14 protein-coding genes are annotated in these 16,969 nt (G+C 63.4%); 4 read left to right on the top strand and 10 right to left on the bottom strand.

Features of this window, described 5'->3' with window-relative positions; genetic code table 11:
* Nucleotides 1–11: 11 nt before the first annotated feature.
* Nucleotides 12–710, top strand: coding sequence for a tRNA (5-methylaminomethyl-2-thiouridine)(34)-methyltransferase MnmC2 (gene mnmC2, locus KUV39_RS10300; protein WP_222459731.1), 699 nt, complete (start codon nt 12–14; stop codon nt 708–710).
* On the top strand, nt 707–1,624 hold the full coding sequence (locus KUV39_RS10295; RefSeq protein WP_050673284.1) for a DMT family transporter: 918 nt from the start codon (nt 707–709) through the stop codon (nt 1,622–1,624). Before mnmC2 ends, KUV39_RS10295 begins: the two co-directional genes overlap by 4 nt.
* On the opposite strand, the gene KUV39_RS10290 is transcribed toward KUV39_RS10295, so the two are convergent.
* The gene (locus KUV39_RS10290) at nt 1,589–3,556 is read right to left on the bottom strand and encodes a lytic transglycosylase domain-containing protein (protein WP_222459730.1); all 1,968 of its coding nucleotides are present in this window, start codon (nt 3,554–3,556) and stop codon (nt 1,589–1,591) included. The two genes, KUV39_RS10295 and KUV39_RS10290, sit on opposite strands and share 36 nt — an antisense overlap.
* Nucleotides 3,557–3,696: 140 nt before the next feature.
* Between KUV39_RS10290 and dapA the strand changes: the two genes are divergently transcribed.
* On the top strand, nt 3,697–4,569 hold the full coding sequence (gene dapA, locus KUV39_RS10285) for a 4-hydroxy-tetrahydrodipicolinate synthase (protein WP_046211893.1): 873 nt from the start codon (nt 3,697–3,699) through the stop codon (nt 4,567–4,569).
* Nucleotides 4,570–4,971: 402 nt separating this feature from the next.
* Here the strand turns inward: dapA and KUV39_RS10280 are convergent, their stop codons facing one another.
* The 6 genes from KUV39_RS10280 to KUV39_RS10255 all read right to left on the bottom strand — a co-directional run bounded on the left by KUV39_RS10280 (nt 4,972) and on the right by KUV39_RS10255 (nt 12,206).
* Complete coding sequence (locus KUV39_RS10280) at nt 4,972–5,865, bottom strand: sigma-70 family RNA polymerase sigma factor (protein WP_222459729.1); 894 nt, start codon at nt 5,863–5,865, stop codon at nt 4,972–4,974.
* Nucleotides 5,862–6,332 carry a carboxymuconolactone decarboxylase family protein gene (locus KUV39_RS10275; RefSeq protein WP_046211929.1) on the bottom strand — a complete coding sequence of 157 codons (471 nt, stop codon included), beginning with the start codon at nt 6,330–6,332 and terminating at the stop codon, nt 5,862–5,864. Before KUV39_RS10275 ends, KUV39_RS10280 begins: the two co-directional genes overlap by 4 nt.
* Nucleotides 6,333–6,480: 148 nt before the next feature.
* Nucleotides 6,481–7,368 (bottom strand): dimethyl sulfoxide reductase anchor subunit family protein, encoded by an 888-nt coding sequence (locus KUV39_RS10270; protein WP_222459728.1) that lies wholly within the window; start codon nt 7,366–7,368, stop codon nt 6,481–6,483.
* Entirely contained in the window at nt 7,368–8,144 is a 777-nt protein-coding gene (locus KUV39_RS10265) for a 4Fe-4S dicluster domain-containing protein (RefSeq protein ID WP_037302680.1), read from the bottom strand. Before KUV39_RS10265 ends, KUV39_RS10270 begins: the two co-directional genes overlap by 1 nt.
* Nucleotides 8,141–10,981 carry a molybdopterin oxidoreductase family protein gene (locus KUV39_RS10260; RefSeq protein ID WP_222459727.1) on the bottom strand — a complete coding sequence of 947 codons (2,841 nt, stop codon included), beginning with the start codon at nt 10,979–10,981 and terminating at the stop codon, nt 8,141–8,143. The genes KUV39_RS10265 and KUV39_RS10260 overlap by 4 nt, the downstream gene beginning before the upstream one ends.
* 91 nt (nt 10,982–11,072) lie before the next feature.
* Complete coding sequence (locus KUV39_RS10255) at nt 11,073–12,206, bottom strand: citrate synthase (RefSeq protein ID WP_222459726.1); 1,134 nt, start codon at nt 12,204–12,206, stop codon at nt 11,073–11,075.
* Nucleotides 12,207–12,238: 32 nt separating this feature from the next.
* Here KUV39_RS10255 and KUV39_RS10250 point away from each other — a divergent pair, with 32 nt between their 5' ends.
* Nucleotides 12,239–13,090 (top strand): phosphate acyltransferase, encoded by an 852-nt coding sequence (locus KUV39_RS10250; RefSeq protein WP_222459725.1) that lies wholly within the window; start codon nt 12,239–12,241, stop codon nt 13,088–13,090.
* Nucleotides 13,091–13,127: 37 nt separating this feature from the next.
* Here the strand turns inward: KUV39_RS10250 and KUV39_RS10245 are convergent, their stop codons facing one another.
* Genes KUV39_RS10245 through xsc form a run of 3 tightly spaced genes read right to left on the bottom strand, consistent with a single transcriptional unit; the run spans nt 13,128 to nt 16,812 of the window.
* Nucleotides 13,128–14,288: an acetate/propionate family kinase gene (locus tag KUV39_RS10245; RefSeq protein ID WP_222459724.1), complete on the bottom strand. Its 1,161-nt coding sequence runs from the start codon at nt 14,286–14,288 to the stop codon at nt 13,128–13,130.
* Nucleotides 14,285–15,031, bottom strand: coding sequence for a TSUP family transporter (locus KUV39_RS10240; RefSeq protein WP_222459723.1), 747 nt, complete (start codon nt 15,029–15,031; stop codon nt 14,285–14,287). The genes KUV39_RS10245 and KUV39_RS10240 overlap by 4 nt, the downstream gene beginning before the upstream one ends.
* Nucleotides 15,032–15,036: 5 nt before the next feature.
* The gene (xsc, locus tag KUV39_RS10235) at nt 15,037–16,812 is read right to left on the bottom strand and encodes a sulfoacetaldehyde acetyltransferase (protein WP_046211900.1); all 1,776 of its coding nucleotides are present in this window, start codon (nt 16,810–16,812) and stop codon (nt 15,037–15,039) included.
* Nucleotides 16,813–16,969: the final 157 nt, after the last annotated feature.

Here is a 16,969-nt window from a genome sequence, read left to right as displayed (position 1 = left end):
GGGATTATAGCATGGCAGACCAGCAGGCACGGCTCAGCTGGCGGGATGACAGCATTCCGGTTTCCGATCAGTTTGATGATCCCTATTTCTCGATCCAGAACGGGCTAGCCGAGACAGAGCATGTGTTTCTGGACGGCAATGATCTGGCGGCGCGCTTTGCCGATGCGGCACAGGCGGGTGCGGATTTCCACATTGCAGAGCTGGGCTTTGGCACCGGACTGAACCTGCTGGCCGCCTGGCGCGCATGGGAGCAGGCGCAGGAAGGCTGCGCCGCACCGTCGGTGCTGTATTTCACCAGTTTCGAGGCCTTTCCGATGGCAACGCAGGATATGGCCCGCGCGCTTCAGGCCTTTCCCGAGGTGGCGCCCTGGGCCGAGCGGTTCCTCGCGGTCTGGGGCGGGACGGGCTCTTGCGACCTGGGCAATCTGCGGGTCAATGTCATCACTGGCGACGCCCGCGTGTCGCTGCCAGAGTGGACAGGCAAGGCAGATGCCTGGTTTCTGGATGGGTTTTCCCCGGCCAAGAACCCGGAGCTGTGGCAGGATGACCTGCTGGGCGAGGTCGCCCGTCACACGGCGGCAGGTGGCAGTGCGGCAACCTATACGGCGGCGGGTTTCGTCCGCCGCGGGCTGGAGGCCGCCGGATTTGAAGTGACCCGCACGCCCGGTTTCGGGCGCAAGCGGCATATGACAAAGGCACGATTGCGATGACCATGCGCCCCGACGCCAAGATACTGGAGCCCCATCCCCCCCGGATCACCCAGAAGAACAACGTCACCGCCGGTGTGCTTTTGATGATTGCGGCAACCATCGTGTTTGCCCTGCAGGACGGGATCTCGCGGCATCTGGCGGGGCAGTACAACACCTTTATGGTCATCATGATCCGCTATTGGTTCTTTGCGCTGTTCGTGATCGCGCTTGCGGCCCGTGCACCGGGCGGGATCCGGGCAACGGCGCGCACCGATCAGCTGGGCTTGCAGATCTTTCGCGGCGTGCTGCTGGTCGCTGAAATCTGCGTTGCCGTCTATGCCTTTACCGTGCTTGGACTGGTCGAAAGCGTTGCGGTCTTTATCTGCTATCCGCTTTTGGTTGCAGCCCTGAGCGGGCCGGTTCTGGGCGAGACGGTTGGCTGGCGGCGGTGGGCGGCAATTTCCGTTGGCCTGATTGGCGTGCTGATCATCCTGCAGCCGGGTGTTGGCGTGTTTGATCCGCTTGCGATCATCCCGTTCATCTCGGCGCTGATGTTTGCGCTTTATGGTCTGATCACGCGCTACGCTGCGCGGCGCGACAGCACCGCCACCAGTTTCTTCTGGACCGGGGTCGCGGGCATGGTGGCGATGACCCTTGTGGGCATGTGGTACTGGGAGCCGATGAGCCCCGGCGACTGGCGCTGGATGGGGCTTTTGTGCGTGTCTGGCGTGACCGGGCACTGGCTGTTGATCAAATGCTACGAGATGGCCGAGGCCAGCGCGGTGCAGCCTTTTGCCTATTTCCACCTGATCTGGGCGGCAGCGCTTGGGGTGGTGGTTTTTGGCGAGGTGATCCGCACCAATGTCGCCATCGGTGCGGCGATTATCGTGGCGGCGGGGCTATTCACCCTTTGGCGCGAACGCCAGAAGGGTTGAGCCCGCGAGCTCTTTTGAAAACGGCAGGGGCAGGGCGGGTTTGCCCAGCCGGGCGCGATAGACAGGCAGGCTCTCGGTGACGCGCATCACGTAGTTGCGTGTCTCGTTGAAGGGGATGTGTTCGATCCAGTCGATGATGTCAGGCTCGCCATCGCGGGGATCGCCATAGCGTTCCATCCAGGCGATCGGGCGGTGGGGGCCGGCGTTGTAGCCCGCTGCCATCATCACCACGTTTCCGTCGAATTCCTTGGCCAGGCCCGCCAAGTAGTTGCTGCCAAGAAGCGCGTTGTAGGGCCAGTCGGAAATCAGCCGCCCGGTGGAGTGATCGTCACTGGTGCCGATGCGGCGCGCCACCAGATCGGCGGTTGCCGGCATCACCTGCATCAGCCCGCGCGCGCCTGCGTGGCTGATGACGCTTGGGTCAAATTCGCTTTCCCTGCGGGCGATGGCCAGTGTCATTTCCTCTGCCATCGGCAGGTCGCGTTTGGCCACCGGGTGCAGCGGGAAATAGGCCGCTTCCAGCTCTTCCCCGTCAGAGGCCGCGCGTTTTGCAATCATCACCGCCAGATGCGGTTGATCCATCGCCACGGCCATCTCCCCCAGCTGGCGGGCGGCCTCGGCGTCCAGCCCTTCGACCAGATGGGTGAGGAACCGTTCAGCCAGGGCCAGATCGCCGGCCTGCAGCGCCAACAGCCCCGCCTGCGCCACCGAGGTGTTGAGGAAGGCCGCAGAGCGCCAGTCCGGCACTGCGGGCGGGTTTGCCAGATCCGGGTCGAACGGGCGGCCCAGGGCCTCGGCTGCGAGCAGGCCGTAAAAGGAGGTCTGATACTCCGCTGCACGGGCATAGGCGGCATACGCCTTGTCCGCATCGCCAAGTGCCGCATGGGCGCGACCCAGCCAATAGCCGCCCCGCCCAACGGAGATCGGGGAGGAGACGGCCGCCAGAAACCGGTCAAAGTGATAGACCGCCAGTTCGGGGTCGCGCAGCTTGCGCAGGGCGATATAGCCTGCGATCCATTCGCTGTCGGCATAGCCATAGCCCATGTCCGGCGTGGCAAAGTGATGTGCGGCCAGCTGATAGGCGCGTTCGTATTTGTCGTCGCGCAGCAGCTGGCGCGCGAAATCCCGGCGACGGCGGAGCCATTTTTCCGGCTTGCCCAGTTTCTCGGCCGAGGTGCTGCGATCCATCAGCAGTTCAATCGCATCATCCTGCCGCCGCTTGCGGTCGCGCCAGGTGAACCGGTCATAGGCCAGCCCCGGATCATCGCGCAGCGCCTCCGGGACGGCGGCGATCCGGCTGTCCACGCCTTGTTCGTCCTTTTGCAGCGCCAGACGCGCTTCTCCCAGTTTGCGTTGTGCGTCACTGACCAGCGGCAAGACGCCCGCTGTGCTGGTGTGGTGCCCGTCCCACAGCATCCGGTTCAGCCGCGCCGCGTGATGCGGGGCGAGGAGGTCGCCGTTGCCTTTCAGAAAATCGGCCTGCGTGTCCGCGCCCATCGGCAGGCTGCGCCAGGCGATGACCAGCTCTGCGCGGGCGTCTCCGTCGCGATTTGCCGCCTTGAGGGCGCGTGCATAACTGAGCGCCCCGAGCGCGGTTTGCGGGCGGTTGCCCTCGTAAAAGGCAAGAATCGTGCGGGGGCTTGCGGTGGCGATCACCTCTTCGCTGCGCCGCCTCAGGAGCGGCAGGCCAGGCCAGTCGGGACGACGCGCCAGAAAGGCCATGACATCCGCAGCCGATCCTTCGCCGGCGCGCAGGCGGTGCCATTCGATCACATCCCGGGCGATGGTGGTTTCCTGGCCTGCGCTGCGGCCTGCTTCGCGCCATTTTTCCTCGCGCATCAGCTCCAATGCGCGGCCCAGATCCACCGCTTTGGCATCGGTGCCGCCCAGAGTGGCGGAAATGAGGACAATAAGGGCCAGAATGCGTGTCATCTCTTGCATTTTCCAACGTTCCGGGCATACAGCCATCTACGATAAACCGTGGCCTGCCGGTATCAACTCAATTCCCCGGCATGTCCATCACCTTGGCGGCGTCTTGCCCGCCCACACGAACAGCAAAAGGGAGCGTGCCCATGTTCAAAGGCTCTATGCCAGCCCTCGTCACCCCGTTTTCCAACGGCGAGCTGGATCTGGATACGCTCAAACGGTTGGTCGAGTGGCACATCGATCAGGGCTCCAGCGCGCTGGTGCCGGTTGGCACGACCGGCGAAAGCCCGACGCTGACCCACGAAGAGCATGAAACCGTGATTGCCGAGGTGGTGAAAACCGCCGCTGGTCGCGTGCCGGTCATTGCGGGTGCGGGGTCCAACAACACGGTTGAGGGCAAGCGGTTTGTGCAGTTTGCCGCCGAAGTTGGCGCCGATGCCGCGCTGGTGGTGACGCCCTATTACAACAAGCCGACCCAGCGGGGCCTGCTGGCGCATTTCCGCGAACTGCACGACTGTGCCGATATTCCGATCGTGATCTACAACATCCCCGGTCGTTCGGTCATCGACATGACCCCGGCGACGATGGGGGAACTGGCCAAGCTGGAGCGCATCATCGGTGTGAAGGACGCCACCGGCGATATCGCGCGTGTGTCGCAGCAGCGCGCCTCTTGCGGTGCGGATTTCATCCAGCTGTCGGGCGAGGATGCCACGGCGCTGGGCTTTAACGCCCACGGTGGTGTTGGCTGTATTTCGGTCACTGCAAACGTTGCGCCCAAGCTGTGCGCAGAGTTCCAGGCCGCGACGCTGGCGGGCGATTACGCCTTGGCGCTGGAGTATCAGGACAAGCTGATGCCGCTGCATGAGGCGATCTTTATCGAGCCGGGTCTGGCGGGTGCAAAATACGGCCTGTCGAAACTGGGCCTGTGCAGCGAAGAGGTGCGCCTGCCGCTCACGGGTCTGGAAGACAGCACCAAGGCCGCAATTGACGCCGCCATGGCACATGCGGGCCTGCTGTAAGCGCAGATCAGCACCATAGACATGCTTTGTCAGGCCGGGACGCTGCTGCGTTCCGGTCTGTTTCGTTTTGGCTGTCTTCTGTCTCTAACCGGCGGTTTAGGGTCACATGCCTGCGGTCGGACTTAATGAACGTAAAAAGGCGGCGCCGCCCCGGTGGTGATCCCGGGAAGGGCAGGAGGGTCAGGGCGCAAGAGCGCGCCCTGTGTGCGTAACGTCGTGCAACGGCGCCGCGGGTCATCAGACCTATGGCGCGTCTCCTTGGGGTGCCGGGTGCCAAACCGGCGAAAGATCGCGATCGCGAGTACCTTAGCATTGCGGTCCTGACAGATCGTCACCCCAGCGTGCGCAGGGGGCGCAACACCCCAGGGCTTTTGGTGTCGCTGCTGTCTTAACTGTCTGGAATCAAGCGAGAAGGTGGGCAAGGTGGCGGGTTTTGTCGGGGTTGCGCACCACATAGATCCGGGTGATCCGCCCCTCTGTGATGTCCAGAGCCGCCGCCTGAACGATGCCCCCTTCTTCGCGGCTGACCACGGCAGGCAGGCCGTTCAGATGGCAAAACCGCCAGAGCTGCGGCAGTTGCGCACCGCCTTTGCGGGCGAGCCCCTCCAGCAGGCGCAAGACCTTGGCCTGGCCAAAGATCGGGTTGAGCGCGGCGGTTGCCTTGCCGCCCCCATCCGAGACCATCTGCACCCCATCGGCAAGGAGCCGGGTGAGCGTGGCGGTGTCCCCGGTTTTGGAGGCGCGGAAAAACGCCTCTGTCAGGGTGCGGCCCTGATCGTCGTCCAGGGCCGGGGGCGCAGGGGTGTCAGGGCGCAGCGCCTGCACCTTGCGCCGCGCGCGGGCGGCGAGCTGGCGGCAGGCCTCTGGCGAGCGATTGAGCGCAGAGGCCACATCGCCAAAGGAGCTGTCAAAGATGTCGTGCAGCAAGAAGGCGGCGCGTTCGAGGGGCGACAGGGTTTCCAGCGCCAGCAAAAGCGCAACCGAGACATCGTGGTCCAGCTGGTCGGTGGCATCGTCCGTCAGCACCGGTTCCGGCAACCATTCGCCCGGATAGGTCTCGCGCCGGGCACGGGCCGATTTCAGCTGATCAAGACACAGCCGCGTGGTGATCCGCATGAGATAGCCGGTTGTATCCAGAATCTCCCCCTTGGGGGCCGATTGCCAGCGCAGATAGGCGTCCTGCAGGATGTCCTCGGCATCTGTTACGCTGCCCAGCATCCGGTAGGCGGCCGCAAACAATCGCGGCCGCGCTGTCAGGAACGCATCGGTTCCTGTGTCTTTGGTCTGTGCTGTCACGCGGCGTTGGCCCCTGTGGTGGTTTCGCTCACAGGGTGGGCGGTACGAAAGCCGATTGCAATGCGGTTCCAGCTGTTGATGGCGCTGACCAAGAGGGTGAGCAGAACCTGCTCGCGCGGGTCAAACAGCTCTGCCACGGCGTCATAATCGGCATCGGGTGCGCCGGTGGTTTCAACCCGTGTCAGCGCCTCGCACCAAGCGAGCGCCGCGCGTTCGCGGGGCGTGTAGAGCGGGGATTCGCGCCAGGCGTTCAGCAGATGCATCCGGTCCTCGCTTTCGCCATGGGCGCGCATCTCGTGGGTGTGCATGTGGATGCAGAAGGCACAGCCGTTGATCTGGGAGGCACGCAGTTTCACCAGTTCCACCACGCTGTATTCCAATGTGCTGTTTTTGAACAGGTTTTCCTGCGCCATCATGGGTTTGAACAGATCACCGGCGACAGAGAAATAATCAAGGCGTTGCGACATCATTTGGTCCTTTCTGATGGGTTCAGAAACAGGACGAGCCAGCGGATGGGTTTGTGACATGGGCGGTGGGATTTTTTGAAAAAAGATGCAGCCCGCAAGAAAAAAGGGCGCCACTGGGGCGCCCTGATGTTGGGTGTTTTGGGATGGCTCAACGTTTGCCGTAGTACAACCCGACCACATGTTCGGCCTGCGCAAAGAACAGCCAGCGCGAGGTGGCAACTCCGGCGATATGCAGCAGCACGGCAACGCCTGCGAGCAGGTGTTTGAGCATCAACCCCTCAACCGGCAGGATCAGGCAGATCAAGGGCAGAGCAAACCCAAGGGCAAAGGCGATCACCCGCAGTTTCTGCGCATGTTTGCGCCCGACCACATGCACGAATTCGCGCAACAGGTAGTTGGAGCCGGTGTGGGGCGGCTCAAACGCGCGAACGGTGCCACGATCGCCAAGGCCGGTGGCGGTGCCCATATCGGTGCCCGAGGTGGCAAAGGCCTGATCGCCCTTGGCCCAATAGGCCAGCTGTACGGCGCCAGCGATGGCCAGCAACCAGGGTGCCAACGCCTCCGCCCCGGCCAGCAGCGAGCCGCCCGCAAGGCTGAAGGACAGGAACATCACCGGCGTCAGCGCCATGTTCCAGCGCGGAATGGTCTTGAGCTGGGTGTAGATCATCGAGGTCGTGAAGACCGTCGCCAGCGACAGCGCCGCGCCGATCCAGCCAAGCGCCCACCAATGGGTGTCCAGGAACACCGCACCAAAGGCAAAGAGCCCCATCACCACGAGGGCGGCAACCGCGCAGATGCCTTCGCGGCTGAGCCAGCTGGTTTTCCACTGGCTGAAGGCGCGCCAGGCCCGTTCAGGGCGGCCCAGGTGAAAGGTCGAGGCCAGAAGCCCGCCCACCGCAAAGCCAAAGGCGATGGCGTAGAACACAAGGGCCACCCAGCCCGTCACCTCGGGCTTACCGAGGCCAAGAAAGGTCAAGAGGCCAAAGCCGAGACCAGAGAGGGTGGTGAAGATGATAACAGAGGGTGCGGGATGCATCAGTTCGATCCCCCTTCAGAGTGACCCGGGAGTTTGTCGAGCGCCTTGTCCAGCCAGCCGAGAAAGCCCTTGGGCTCTTCTGCGACCGGGGCAAGGAGGGGGGCGAGAATGTCGATCTGATCGTCGATCTGGTCCTTGGGGCGGGGGGGCAGGTATTTGTTCACCGGTTTGGTGCCCATTTCCGGCATCAAGTCCATGCCGCCGCGCTCTGCCACCAGTTTGGAGACATCACTGTCAGGATCGCCCAGATCTCCGAAATGGCGGGCGCCTGCGGGGCAGGTGCGCACACAGGATGGCACGCGGTCCACCTCTGGCAGGTTTTCGTTGTAGATCCGGTCGACACAGAGAGTGCATTTCTTCATCACCCCTTCGGCCAGATCCAGCTCGCGCGCGCCATAGGGGCAGGACCAGGCACATAGGCCACAGCCGATGCAGTTGGATTCATTGACCAGCACGATGCCGTCTTCCACCCGCTTGTAGCTGGCGCCGGTGGGGCAGACGGTGACGCAGGGCGCGTCTTCGCAGTGCAGGCAGGATTTGGGGAAATGCACCAGTTGGGCGTGACCTTCGGGGGGCTGGACCTCATAGGAATGCACGCGGTTGAGGAAGGTGCCGGAGGGATCGGCGCCATAGGCATTCTGATCGCTGAGCGGCGCGCCATAGTTTTCGGTGTTCCAGCCCTTGCAGGAAATCACACAGGCATGGCAGCCCACGCAGGTGTCCAGGTCAATGACCAGACCCATCTTGCGGTCGGTGGAGTTGGGGAGCTCGGTCATTTGCCTACTTTCCACTTCAGTTCTTTCGGGCCGGTGCCGACCGGGGAGTCCTGCGCCGGGACGGCTGGCTGGCTTTCCTGCATGTCATCCGGCGCGGCGGCTTTCTCGATCTTGACCTTGAGGTCGAACCACGCCGCCTGACCGGTGATCGGGTCGGAATTCGCCCATCGCATCCCGTCGCCCTTGGGGGGCAGCAGTTCGTGGATGAGGTGATTGAGCAGGAAGCCCTTGGTGGCCTCGGGGGCGTTTTCCTCGAGCGCCCAGGCGCCCTTGCGCTTGCCGATGGCGTTCCAGGTCCAGACGGTGTTTTCATTGAGCGCGGCCATCTCCATCACCGGGACGGTGATTTCGCCATGCGGAGAGGAGACCCTGGCCCAGTCGCCATCGCTGAGGCCGTTTTCGCGCATCAGTTTGGTCGGCACATAAAGCGGGTTGCGGCCGTGGATCTGGCGCAGCCAGGCGTTCTGGGTGCCCCAGGAGTGATACATCGCCATCGGCCGCTGGGTGAGCGCATTGACGGTGTAGCCGTCGTTGCCGTGCTGGTCGGTTTCATACCAGATCGGCAGCGGGTCCATCGTTTCCTTGATACGGGCGCGCAGATGTTCGGGGGGCTGGCGTTCGCCGTGGCCTTCGGCGGCGAGCTGGAATTTGCGCAAGGGCTCTACATAAAGCTGGAACAGATAGGGCTGTGGGCTGTCATACAGACCGAGGTTCACCGCCCAGTCCTGATAGGCCATGTTCCAGGGTTTGAAATACTGGGCTTCCTCTGGAATGTGTTCGATGAAGAAGCCGCCGTTTTCGATGTATTTGTTCAGCTGTTCGGGGTTCACCTCGCCCCGGCCAACCTTGCTGCCGTCCTCGCCCCGGAACCCCGCGAGCGGGCCGATGCCGGGTTTGCGTTCGTGGTTCACGATATAGTCGGCATAGTCCTGCCATTTGGCTGTACCGTCTTCGTTGGTGAAACCGGGCAGTTTCATCTTGTTGGCAAGCTGCACCAGAACGGTCTGGAACCCGCGCACGTCGCGGTCGGGTTCGACAACCGGCCAGCGGATTGCGTCCGCTGCGCCATCGGCTTCACAGATGGGACGGTCGAGCAGCGAGATACAGTCGTGGCGCTCCAGATAGGTGGTGTCGGGCAGGATCAGATCCGCATAGGCCACCATTTCCGAAGAATAGGCATCGGAATAGATGATCCGGGGGATCACATAATCGCCGTTCTCGTCGGTATCGGTCAGCATCTCCATCACGCCGCGCGTGTTCATGGAGGAGTTCCACGACATATTCGCCATATACATGAACAGCGTGTCGATCTTGTAGGGATCACCGGCATGGGCGTTGGAGATCACCATATGCATCAGCCCGTGGCTGGACATCGGGTTTTCCCAGGTGAACGCCTTGTCGATGCGGGCGGGGCTGCCGTCTGTCTTCAGCGCCAGATGTTCGGGGCCGTGCACGAACCCCAGATGCGGGCCGTCCAGCGGTTTGTTCGGGGTGACGCGGCAATGTGGTGCGGGGTGCGCGGTGACAGGTTTGGGGTAGGGCGGTTTGAAGCGGAAGCCGCCCGGCGCCTCGACCGTGCCCAGAAGGATCTGCAACACATGCAGCGCGCGGCAGGTCTGAAAGCCATTGGCATGGGCCGAGACCCCACGCATGGAGTGCATGGCGACCGGGCGGCCCTTCATGGTTTTGTGGGTCTCGCCCCGGAAGTCGGTCCATTCGCGTTCGATTTCAAAGGCTTCGTCGAAAGCGACGCGGGCCAGTTCGGCGGCGATGGAGCGGATGCGTTTGGCGGGGATGCCGCAGCGCTCGGCCACGGCTTCGGGGGCGTAGTCGTCGCTGAGATAGCGCTGGGCCATCAGTTGGAACACCGACACATGGGTGATGTCGCCCATGGTGAAAGAGCCGCCGAGGTCAGGGCGCACGCCATGCATGTCAAAGGGGGCGAGCTGGCCGGTCTTGCGGTTGATGACCAGAGGCGCGCCGTGGTCGTCGCGCAGGAACAGGCCGTAGTCGGGGCTGTCGGGATCCTGATTGACCAGCACCGGCGCGTTGGTGAACTGGCTGAGATACTCAAGGTCGATCTTGCCCGCCTTTATCAGCACATGCACCAGCGACAGGATGAACAGCCCATCGGTGCCCGGTGTGATGCCGACCCAATCGTCAGCCACGGCGTTATAGCCAGAACGGATCGGGTTCACCCCGATAACGCGGGCACCGCGGGCCTTGATCTTGCCGATGCCCATCTTGATGGGGTTGCTGTCGTGGTCTTCAGCGACGCCAAACAGCATGAACAGCTTGGTATGATCCCAGTCGGGCTGGCCGAATTCCCAGAACGCACCGCCCATCGTGTAAATGCCTGCGGTGGCCATGTTGACAGAGCAGAACCCGCCGTGGGCTGCATAGTTGCAGGTGCCAAAGTTCTGCGCCCAGAAGCTGGTGAAGCTCTGGGATTGGTCGCGCCCGGTAAAGAAGGCCAGTTTCTCGGGGTTGTCCTTGCGGATCGGTTCCAGCCAGCCCGCAGCGATGTCCAGCGCCTCGTCCCAGGAGATTTCCTCGAACTTGCCAGAGCCGCGCGGGCCGACGCGTTTCATCGGCGCGCGCAGGCGAGAGGGGGCGTTGTGCTGCATGATACCGGCAGAGCCTTTGGCGCAGAGCACGCCCTTGTTCACCGGGTGGTCGCGGTTCCCTTCGATGTAGGCCACGCGTTTCTTGCCGGTGTCGTCGGTCTTCATGTGGACGTTGATGCCGCAGCGGCAGGCGCACATGTAGCAGGTGGTCTGGCGGATCTCTTCCGACACGGGCGGCGAGGTGTCTAGCTGGGGCTGTGTATGTGCCATGGTGTCCCTGTCTGATATCCCTGTCTGGTGATGCGCCTGGTCTGCATGGGGCCGGGCGGCGTTTGTTTGTGGGGGGCGCGGATTGCGTGGATCAGCGCGCGTTTAGCGGAGTATAGGCGCGGGGTTCGGGCCCGTTGTAAAGGGTCAGCGGGCGGATCAGGATGTTGCCGCGCTGCTGTTCGATGCATTGGATGATCCAGCCGGGCATCCGGCCGATGGCAAAGATCGGTACGTAAAGATCCATCGCGATGCCGTGCAATTGGTAGATCACGCCCGAATAGAAATCGACATTCACGTTCAGGCCGTGGCGGGCGTAGGGCTGCATTGTGTCGACCACGGCTTGCAGGATTTCATACCATTCCGGTGCGCCCATTTCCTCGCCCAGCTGGCGCACGCCTTCGCGCATGTGGCGGGCGCGCGGGTCTTCCTTGCGGTAGACGCGGTGGCCAAATCCGGTGACGGCTTCCTTGGCGGCGCGCTTGGCCTTCACATAGGCGGCGGCTTTGTCGGGCGTGCCGATCTCATGCACCATTTTCATCACGTCCTCGGCAGCACCGCCGTGGGCTGGACCGGCAAGGGTGGAGAGTGCGGTGACGATGCCGCCGTGCAGATTGGTTTCGGTCCCGATGGTGACGCGCGCGGCAAAGCTGGAGGCATTGGCGCCATGTTCCGCGTGCAGGATGAAATCGACATCCGCGAGCCGGGTGGCCTCTGGTGTGGGTTTTTCACCCTTCAGCATCCACAGCCAGTTGCCCGCATGGCTGAGATCCATGTCCGGGGCCACGACCTCGCGGCCATTTCGGATCGCGTCATGGGCCGCGATGATGATCGGCACCTGCGAGATCAGACGGATGCCGTTGGCGACGAAGGCCTCTTCGCCCACCTGCTGGCTGTCCGGTTCAAGCGCGGCGAGGGCAGAGACGGCGGTGCACAGCACGTCCATCGGGTGGCCATCCTTTGTGGCGCGGATGATATCCAGCACCGGGGCAGGCAATACGCGCGCGGCTTTCAGGGCGGTGTCGAATGCTGCCAGCTGCTCCGCAGTCGGCAGGTCGCCGTGGATCAGCAGATAGCACACCTCCTCAAACGTGGAATGGGTGGCCAGATCATGGATGGAGTAGCCCCGATAGCTCAGCTCGCCCTTGGCGCCGTCAATGTCGGAAACCCCGGAGCGTTCGAAGTAGATCCCCTTGAGGCCGCGGTTGATCTTGACGTTATCGCTCATTGCTGGCTCCTTTCCCCGCAAGGGAGATCAAAATGACTGTACTTGAAAACGCATATGCGCTGGCCCGGGATCGCAAGGCACGGGTGGTGTTTCCCGAGATGGATGACCCCAGAGTGGCGGCCGCGGTGGACCAGCTGACCCGTGAGAGGCTGGTGGAGGCGGTGCCTTTGGCGCCGGTGTCCGACGCGCATGTCGAGGTGCTGGTGGCGGCGCGCGGCATGAAGGAAGGCATTGCGAAGCGGATGCTCTCCAAACCCCTGTACCGCGCGGCGGCGATGGTGTCTGCGGGCGAGGCGGATGCGATGGTGGCTGGCGCAGATGTGCCCACGCGCCGGGTGATCGAGGCGGCCAGCATCGGCATCGGGCTGGATGCCGGGGTCAGCACGGCTTCGTCGTTTTTCCTGATGGTGTTTCCGGACGAGCGCGAATTGGTGTTTGCCGATTGTGCGGTCAACGTGGCGCCGGATGCGGCGCAACTGGCTGATATTGCACGGGCTTCTGCGCGGTCGGCAGAGGCGCTCTTGGGGGCTGCGCGGGTTGCGATGCTGTCGTTTTCCACCGGCACATCCGGCGATGGCGACAGCGTGGCGCTGGTGCGTGCGGCAGCAGAGGCCAGCGGATTTGCAGGCCCGGTGCAGGCAGATGCGGCACTGAACCCGGTGATTGCCGAGAAGAAAGGCATCGCGCCGGTGGAGGCCAATGTGCTGATCTTCCCGACGCTGGATGCAGGCAACATCGGATACAAGCTGTGCCAGGAATTGGGCGGCGCGCAGGCGCTGGGGCCGTTCTTGCAGGGCTTTGCCAAGCCGGTCTGCGATCTCAGTCGTGGCGCCTCGGTTGAGGATATCGTGGCGGCGACCGTGCTGACAGTGGCGCAGATCTGATCCGCCATGTGATATGACAGGAGGGCGGGGGCGGCGATCATGGTGCCCCCATCAGCGTCTGGGCGTCCATCGCGATCTGGCGCTCTTCCTCGGCCTCAATCACCCAGATCGCCACCTTGGAGCTGCCCGCATGCAGGCGCGGTTTGCGGGCGTGGTTGGCATCGACATCCATCCGCGCGCCGATCCATTCCAGACCGCGCAGGATACGGGCGCGCACACCCACGGCGTTCTCTCCGATGCCGCCGGTGAAGGCGATGGCATCCAGCCCCTCCATCGCGGCAATCAGGCTGCCTGCGTGACGCAGGCTCCAATAGCAGAAATGTTCGATGGCAAAGGCGCTGTCGGCGCTGGGGTCCAGCATCAGGTTGCGCATGTCGGATTTGCCGCCCGACAGGCCCAGAAGACCGCTTTCGTTGTTCAGGATCGCCTTGGTGCGGTCCAGCCCGTTGTCTTCGACCAGGCGCAGCACCGCATTGGCGTCAATCCCGCCCGACCGCGTGCCCATGGTTAGCCCATCCAGGGGCGAATAGCCCATTGTGGTGGCAACGGATTGCCCATTGCGGATCGCACAAAGCGAGGCGCCGTTGCCAAGGTGGAAGGCCAGCAGGCGCGAGGGCAGGGCGGCGCCGGAAATCTCTGGCAGGCGCCGCACCAGCGAGGCGTAGGAAAGCCCGTGAAACCCGTAGCGGCGGATGCCCTTGGTTTCTTCGACGCGGGGGATCGCGTAGCGGGTGGCGACCTCGGGGTTGGTGGCGTGAAACGACGTGTCAAAACTGGCAAATTGCGGCAGGTCGGGCGCGGTGGCAGCCATCGTGTCAATCGCCGCGAGACTGTGCGGATTGTGGAGCGGCGCAAGCGGTGTGCAGTCGGCGATTTCACCACGGATTTCAGGGGTGATGCGCACCGGCTTGGTCAGTTTGCGCCCACCGTGCACAACCCGGTGGCCCACAGCAGCGAGCCGCGTCGGATCAAGCCCGTGTGCAGGCAGTGCCGCCAGAATCGCGGCGAGGGCCTCTGCGTGGGTGGGGAACTGACTGTCGCTGCTGGTGTCTGCAATGCGCAAACGCGATTGCGGCGTGCCGATCCCCTCGGCCAGACCAGCAATGCGCTGGGTGAGATCCGCATCGAAGATCGCGAATTTGATCGAAGAGGACCCTGCGTTGAGGACCAGAATATCGGTGGCGGAGGTCGGGCTCATAGTGCGGCCTTTGCGATATTTAGAGCGGCAAGGCCTGCCATCAGCGTGACGACATAGCGGCGAAACAGATGCGGCGCGGCGAGCGCAAAACCGCGAGAGCCGACCCAGACACCCGCGCCGAGGATCGGAAAGGCAAGGACCACACCCCAAAGCGTGTCCGGCCCGGTCAGCCCATGGGCGGACATCACCGGCAGGGCCATCAGGTCAATGCCGGTCAGAAACACGATCATCGTGGCGCGGAACACTGCAGGTGGGATGGGCTGCGCGGTCATGAAAGCGGCGGCAGGCAGACCGCCGACGCCTGCGCTATTGGCCATCCCGGAGGCAATGCCCACAGCGACATGACCGGCGGTGCCGATGGGGCGGGTGAGGCTCCAGCCGCTGAGCAAAAGCAGGCTGAGCGCGAGGATCAGCACGGAAATCACCAGTCGCGCCTGATCCGGGCCGAGGCGGGCCATCACGGCCACCGCAGGCAGCGTCGCAACAGCGGCACCTGCCAGCAGGGCACAGGACCTGCGCCAGTCGATATGGGGACGGATGCCGCGCGCCTGAAAGGCGGTCATCGCAATCTCGCAGGCAAAGACCACGGGGATCAGCGGCAGCGGATTGGTGACGAGAGCGGCGAGAATGATGAAAATCGCGGAAAAGCCAAAGCCCGAATATCCGCGGATAAAGGCCGCCGCAAACAATGCGGCGGCCAGAAAGGCGCCCGCGCCCATTGAGAGATCAAAAGGCAGGGGCATAAGCGTCAGACCTGCTGCTCGCGCATGTCGGCCTTGTCGATGCCTGCCACGCGGACCGGCTTCTTCATGGCGTCACGGCGGAACGGCTCGCCCAGCTCCTGGTTGATCATTGCTTCGATCAGGGTGGTTTTGCCGTTTTTCTGGTCTTCGATGGCCTGTGCCAGCGCCGAAGTCAGCTCGTCCATGGTGCGGGCGATGACGCCGTTCAGGCCACAGGCCTTGGCGATGCCTGCATAGGACACCTGTTCGTCCAGCTCGGTGCCGACGAAATTGTCGTCAAACCACAGGGTGGAGTTCCGCTTTTCCGCGCCCCACTGGTAGTTGCGGAAGACAACGTGGGTGATGGCGGGCCATTCTTCGCGGCCAATGGCTGTCAGCTCGGTCACGGCGATGCCAAAGGCGCCGTCGCCGGAGAAGCCGACAACCGGCGTGTCGGGCTGGCCGATCTTGGCACCGATGATGGCGGGCAGGCCATAACCGCAGGGACCGAACAGACCAGGCGCGAGGTATTTGCGCCCCTCGTCAAAGGAGGGATAGGCGTTGCCGATGGCGCAGTTGTTGCCGATGTCGGACGAGATGATCGCCTCACGCGGGAGGGCCTGCTGGATGGCGCGCCATGCCATGCGGGGGCTCATCCATTCGGGTTTGTCGGCACGGGCGCGCTGGTTCCAGGTGGTGCCCGGATCGTCGTCCTCGTGGGTCATTTCGGTCAGCTGCTGGGCCCAGCGGGATTTGGTTTCCGCGATGCGGTTCTTGCGCTCTTCGCGGCCTGCGTCACCGGCGGTGTCGCTCAGCTGTGCCAGAATGCCCTGCGCAACCTTGGCCGCGTCGCCGACGATGCCGACAGAGACCTTTTTGGTCAGGCCGATGCGGTCGGGGTTGATGTCGACCTGGATGATCTTGGCATCCGTGGGCCAATATTCCATGCCATAGCCTGGCAGGGTGGAGAAGGGGTTCAGGCGGGTGCCGAGGCACAGAACGACGTCGGCGTCCTTGATCAGCTCCATCCCGGCCTTGGAGCCGTTGTAGCCGAGCGGACCTGCAAACAGTGGGTGGTTGCCGGGGAAGGCGTCGTTGTGCTGATAGCCCACGCAGACCGGGGCATCCAGACGTTCGGCCAGCTCCTGCGACGCGGCAATGCCGCCTTTGGACAGGACCACGCCAGCGCCGTTCAGGATCACGGGGTTCTTGGCGTCGGACAGCAGTTTGGCAGCGTCGCTGACGGCGGTTTCGCCACCGGAGGGACGTTCAAATTCGACGATGGCGGGCAGTTCGATGTCGATGACCTGGGTCCACATATCGCGCGGAATGTTCAGCTGTGCAGGTGCCGAGGCGCGTTTGGCGTTCATGATCACACGGTTCAGCACTTCGGCCACGCGGGAGGGATCGCGGACCTCTTCCTGATAGGCCACACAGTCAGCAAACATGCGCATCTGTTCCATTTCCTGGAAACCGCCCTGACCGATGGTCTTGTTTGCGGCCTGCGGAGTGACCAGCAGGAGCGGGGTGTGGTTCCAGTAGGCGGTTTTGACGGCGGTCACGAAGTTGGTGATGCCGGGGCCGTTCTGGGCGATCATCATCGACATCTTGCCGGTGGCGCGGGTGTAGCCGTCCGCCATCATCCCGCCAGAGCCTTCGTGGGCGCAGTCCCAGAAGGTGATGCCCGCATCGGGGAAGATGTCGGAAATCGGCATCATGGCCGAGCCGATAATGCCAAACGCATGTTGGATGCCGTGCATTTGCAGTGTTTTTACAAATGCTTCCTCGGTGGTCATTTTCATCGCGTATTCTCCTGATGAGACGCCAAAAGGGCCGGCACGGGGGCCGGGATACATCCGGTTTATTCCGCCGGGCGAAAGGCGGTTAGGGCCAGTTCCCGGCCCGGCTTAATACCAGTATTTCAGGGGGGAAGAATTGCTGCACTGCAGCCCGTTCGGG

It is taken from the genome of Phaeobacter italicus, assembly GCF_019801785.1.
GTDB lineage: Bacteria > Pseudomonadota > Alphaproteobacteria > Rhodobacterales > Rhodobacteraceae > Phaeobacter > Phaeobacter italicus.
The sequence above is the reverse complement of the archived record's forward strand: the minus strand, read 5'-3'. Positions and strand labels throughout refer to the sequence as shown.

Bases quoted from the DNA above. Each gene is read 5' to 3' on its own strand.
- mnmC2 (WP_222459731.1), top strand. From the start codon at position 12: ATGGCAGACCAGCAGGCACGGCTCAGCTGGCGGGATGACAGCATTCCG.
- KUV39_RS10295 (WP_050673284.1), top strand. From the start codon at position 707: ATGACCATGCGCCCCGACGCCAAGATACTGGAGCCCCATCCCCCCCGG.
- KUV39_RS10290 (WP_222459730.1), bottom strand. From the start codon at position 3,556: ATGACACGCATTCTGGCCCTTATTGTCCTCATTTCCGCCACTCTGGGC.
- dapA (WP_046211893.1), top strand. From the start codon at position 3,697: ATGTTCAAAGGCTCTATGCCAGCCCTCGTCACCCCGTTTTCCAACGGC.
- KUV39_RS10275 (WP_046211929.1), bottom strand. From the start codon at position 6,332: ATGTCGCAACGCCTTGATTATTTCTCTGTCGCCGGTGATCTGTTCAAA.
- KUV39_RS10270 (WP_222459728.1), bottom strand. From the start codon at position 7,368: ATGCATCCCGCACCCTCTGTTATCATCTTCACCACCCTCTCTGGTCTC.
- KUV39_RS10265 (WP_037302680.1), bottom strand. From the start codon at position 8,144: ATGACCGAGCTCCCCAACTCCACCGACCGCAAGATGGGTCTGGTCATT.
- KUV39_RS10260 (WP_222459727.1), bottom strand. From the start codon at position 10,981: ATGGCACATACACAGCCCCAGCTAGACACCTCGCCGCCCGTGTCGGAA.
- KUV39_RS10255 (WP_222459726.1), bottom strand. From the start codon at position 12,206: ATGAGCGATAACGTCAAGATCAACCGCGGCCTCAAGGGGATCTACTTC.
- KUV39_RS10250 (WP_222459725.1), top strand. From the start codon at position 12,239: ATGACTGTACTTGAAAACGCATATGCGCTGGCCCGGGATCGCAAGGCA.
- KUV39_RS10245 (WP_222459724.1), bottom strand. From the start codon at position 14,288: ATGAGCCCGACCTCCGCCACCGATATTCTGGTCCTCAACGCAGGGTCC.
- KUV39_RS10240 (WP_222459723.1), bottom strand. From the start codon at position 15,031: ATGCCCCTGCCTTTTGATCTCTCAATGGGCGCGGGCGCCTTTCTGGCC.
- xsc (WP_046211900.1), bottom strand. From the start codon at position 16,812: ATGAAAATGACCACCGAGGAAGCATTTGTAAAAACACTGCAAATGCAC.